At 62.2% G+C, this 3574-nt stretch carries 3 protein-coding genes; 2 read left to right on the top strand and 1 reads right to left on the bottom strand.

Annotated elements, in window-relative coordinates; translation table 11 throughout:
- Window positions 1-178 precede the first annotated feature (178 nt).
- Window positions 179-1039: a helix-turn-helix domain-containing protein gene (locus tag FV226_RS26970; RefSeq protein ID WP_246691750.1), complete on the bottom strand. Its 861-nt coding sequence runs from the start codon at window positions 1037-1039 to the stop codon at window positions 179-181.
- Window positions 1040-1378: 339 nt separating this feature from the next.
- Between FV226_RS26970 and FV226_RS26975 the strand changes: the two genes are divergently transcribed.
- Window positions 1379-1681: an integration host factor subunit beta gene (locus FV226_RS26975; RefSeq protein WP_147765334.1), complete on the top strand. Its 303-nt coding sequence runs from the start codon at window positions 1379-1381 to the stop codon at window positions 1679-1681.
- 53 nt (window positions 1682-1734) lie between these two features.
- Window positions 1735-2286, top strand: coding sequence for a chemotaxis protein CheB (locus FV226_RS26980; protein ID WP_147765335.1), 552 nt, complete (start codon window positions 1735-1737; stop codon window positions 2284-2286).
- Window positions 2287-3574 lie beyond the last annotated feature (1288 nt).

A 3574-nucleotide genomic window follows, 5' to 3' on the forward strand; every position in this document is an offset into this window, starting at 1 on the left:
CCTATACAATTATTTCAGGGATTTATTCGATTATTATGATATGTTATGGCTATTTAATACGCCTTTTGCCGCGGTTGACCTCAGACTGATGACTTCACTGAAACGAGCGCTCCCGCGGTAGCCGCAGCAGGTGCACTCGATCCTTCGTATGAACGACACTCTGCAAATCGCCTCGAAATCAACGATTCACAATTCCTGTGCGCGGATGCGGGATAGGTGCGCTTCGTGTTGTCGGCTTCGCCTTGTGGCGAACCTCGATCTCCTCCTTTCGGATGCTCTTTCGCCGTTTCCAACCCTCTGAATTCACAGGGTAGGAAGCAGGAGTATTCGTGCCCTTCGGGGATCTGCACCCACCCCCTGACAAGCGCGCCACGGTGGCGCGCTCGCCGGATCGGGCGAGGCGTAGCCAGGCGCTCCATTCCCGCGATACGATGCAGACGATGTTGGTGTCGTTGCGGAAGCGGGCCAGCCGCCGTTCCTCGACCGTCACCAATCCGAGTTGACGCGCCTCGCGCAAGGCGTTCCGCACCATCGTCTCGGACACGCCCGCAACCGCTGCTATGTGTCCAACGGCAAGGCGACAGTCGCCCCGCTTCGCGACCTCAACCGCGACGACAGCCAGCACTGCCTGTTCGGCGAGAGTGAAGCGGGCTGCAATGGCTGGAGGAAGCCTACCAGAGGCCGCCCAGCGGCGACGGCGCTCCATTGAGGCATCTGTGCGCGGCCGAGAGCCGACGGCCTTCCTGGGGGCTTCTGTGAGGCCGGAGGCTATGCCGGCGATCTCCGCATTGATCCAAATACCCTCGGGGCGGGCATTTGCGCTCCCCGAAACGGGGGCGCTCAAAACCTGAGTGCCGCACAGGTTTGCCCCGCGCTGGGGCGAACTCTGCCGCGCCTCGATCAGCCCGGACAGCGCCTCCGCTTCGGCCTCGGACAGGTGTCCCTCTCCGAACGCCTTCCACAGCGCGGACGCGACGGCCGGCAACGCGGCGCGCGGAGCCGTCTCCGCCTGTCGGCGGATCTCGCAGGCATAGTCCATCGTTCACGGTCCCTTACGGGCCGCGGTCCAGGGTCCAGGCAAAGCCTTCCCGTTGACGGAAACACGTTCCGTCTTGACTCCCGAGGGAGGTCATGGCTTGTGAGGGGCAGCTAAGCGGGCCTCACAGCCCCAGGAATTCGACGGCCTCACCCTTGCCGGGGTGGGGCCGTTGGCTTTTCAGGGTCTATCTCGCGGCGATCTCTCCTGATGCCGGCTCACGACTCGCCACAGGGCGCGCCAAAGCCGGACATGGCATGTCGGCCGGGGCACCCGGTTAAGTCAACGGTAAGAGGGGCGGTCAGGCTTGCCAGGCGGCGCTGGCAGCCTCATCCCGACGCCATGATCCGGTCCGACCTCGTCCTGCGCCTCGCTGCCCAGAACCCGCATCTCTACGAGCGGGACTGCCAGGCGGTAGTCGATGCCATCTTGGGCCGGATCTCGGACGCCATCGCGGCAGGCGATCGAGTGGAGCTGCGCGGGTTCGGCTCCTTCACCATCGTGGAGTCGCGGGCGCGGATGGGGCGCAATCCGAGGAATGGCGCACCCGTATCCGTCGAGGCGAAGTCCAAGCTCCATTTCAAGCCCGGCAAGGAGATGCGGGACCGGGTGAACTTGGAGGCGGCTGTCCGCTGCATAGGGTAGCGTTTCGCGGGTCGGGCCTGAACTCGCCTGCGCTTGGCGCGATTGACGGATGCATGGGTGCCATCATCGTCATCGCTGCTTCCACAGGCGGCCTCGAACCGCTTCGGAAGATCGTCACCGCGCTGCCGGCAGCCTGCTCGGCCTCGGTGTTCATCGTCTGGCACACCGGCCGCCATCCTAGCATCCTGCCTGACATCCTGAACATGACGAGCCACCTTCCCGTTCTGCACGGCGAGGATGGCCATCCAATCGAAGCTGGCCACATCTACGTCGCCCCTCCAGACGAGCACATGTACCTGGATCGCGGCGTGATCCGGCTCGACCATGGCGCGAAGGTCAACTTCACGCGGCCAGCTGCGGACCCGTTGTTCATCTCGGCAGCCGAGACCTACGGCGAGCGCGTCGTCGGGATCGTGCTGAGCGGATACGACAGCGACGGTGCGGATGGCTTGGCCAAGATCAAGGATCAGGGGGGCATCGCCCTGGTCCAAAAGCCTGAGGACGCTGAACAGCCTGCGATGCCTTGGGCGGCCATCATGGCCGATCACCCCGACGCTTGCCTGCCGGTCAAGGAGATCGCCGCTCGGGTGGCTGGACTGTGCTGAGAAGCTGAGTCAGCCCTGCGGTGAGACAGGTTTCAGTGGCTGCGCGCTGCAGACCCATTGGCAGCGATCCAGTCGGGCGAGAGGACGTGGCCTTCCTTCGTTACGATCCAAGGCAGCGCTTTCGGGTCTCGAAGCGCATCCGCAGCTGCCGTCAGGGCTTCACGGAGCGTTCGGAATTCGCCGCTCATTTTTAGCGATGAGGGCGGATTAGCTCAGGAAGCGTCAAAGCTTCTCTTTCTCTCTTTGTCGCTTTGTCACGGATTATCAGCAGGATAGCGACGGCCATTGCAGCCGCGCTCCCCCCGAGTGGCATCGTCAGGATAACAGCGACCGCTCCATAATCAGCCGTCCAGGCAGCCATTGCCACCCCGCCGATAAGGGCTGCTAGTGCAACTACAATCATAACGCCCTCATATGCAACGCCTAGTTGCATATGACCATGCTCGAATAAAGGCTGCGGTTCCAGGCGGTCGCCTCCCACACGAGTACGTAGCTGCGAGTGGGGTGAGCCATTCGAAAGGTCCAAGGCTGAACCGGGCTCTGCCACGCTGTCGCATCAGACATCGAAGGACGGTGGTTCGGAAACCGTTCGGCCCATCTCGCCGTATCCCATGCGTCCGGTCCGCTTCGGCCGCACAAGCGCGGTATTAGGTAACAAGCTCACTCAGAGCATCGAGCCGTCTGCGGCTTCGCTTCTGAGCGGACGATGCCGTAGCTCAGCTTTTCTCGGGCTTCTATTCTAGCGGCCGATATATTTCGTTTCTAAAAGACCATATTATGCTTTGGCTCGTGTTGTATAGTGTTGCTATAGACAGCTCCATTTTAGGCTTTTTGCATTCGTAAAGTTTTGCGATCACAATGGCTTCCACGGGCGAGACTGCTTGGATGTTCCGGCCGTCTACCGCCATGCCGGATCGCCCATCTGTGAAGCGTAGGATGCATTCCAGGCGGTAGGTTGGCATAGCGCCTCCAATCACCTCAGCCTTAAACGAAAAAGGCGCGCCGGGTAGGTTGCTGGGTGCTTGGCGCAGCCGAGACCAGAAGGCAGATCGCCAGACTTCACCGGCACCATGGCGCCGCTCCGCACCAGCGCATAGGCGCGGCTGGTATCGCGCCGGTCGTGCTTGGATCTCCGTCCGACACCCGCCTCGCCACCTGATCCGTAAGCGCTCGGTGACGGCTGCCTTGTGCGGATAGGGTCTGGGTCTGGATACAGGGGATGGCGCGGGATGGCGCTGTATCGGCCCTGTGTCTGGACCTATGACGAACGCTCCTCACATCGTGGTTG

The sequence above is a fragment of the Methylobacterium sp. WL12 genome, from assembly GCF_008039475.1.
Classification (GTDB): domain Bacteria; phylum Pseudomonadota; class Alphaproteobacteria; order Rhizobiales; family Beijerinckiaceae; genus Methylobacterium; species Methylobacterium cerastii.

Bases quoted from the DNA above. Each gene is read 5' to 3' on its own strand.
- FV226_RS26970 (WP_246691750.1), bottom strand. From the start codon at position 1,039: ATGGACTATGCCTGCGAGATCCGCCGACAGGCGGAGACGGCTCCGCGC.
- FV226_RS26975 (WP_147765334.1), top strand. From the start codon at position 1,379: ATGATCCGGTCCGACCTCGTCCTGCGCCTCGCTGCCCAGAACCCGCAT.
- FV226_RS26980 (WP_147765335.1), top strand. From the start codon at position 1,735: ATGGGTGCCATCATCGTCATCGCTGCTTCCACAGGCGGCCTCGAACCG.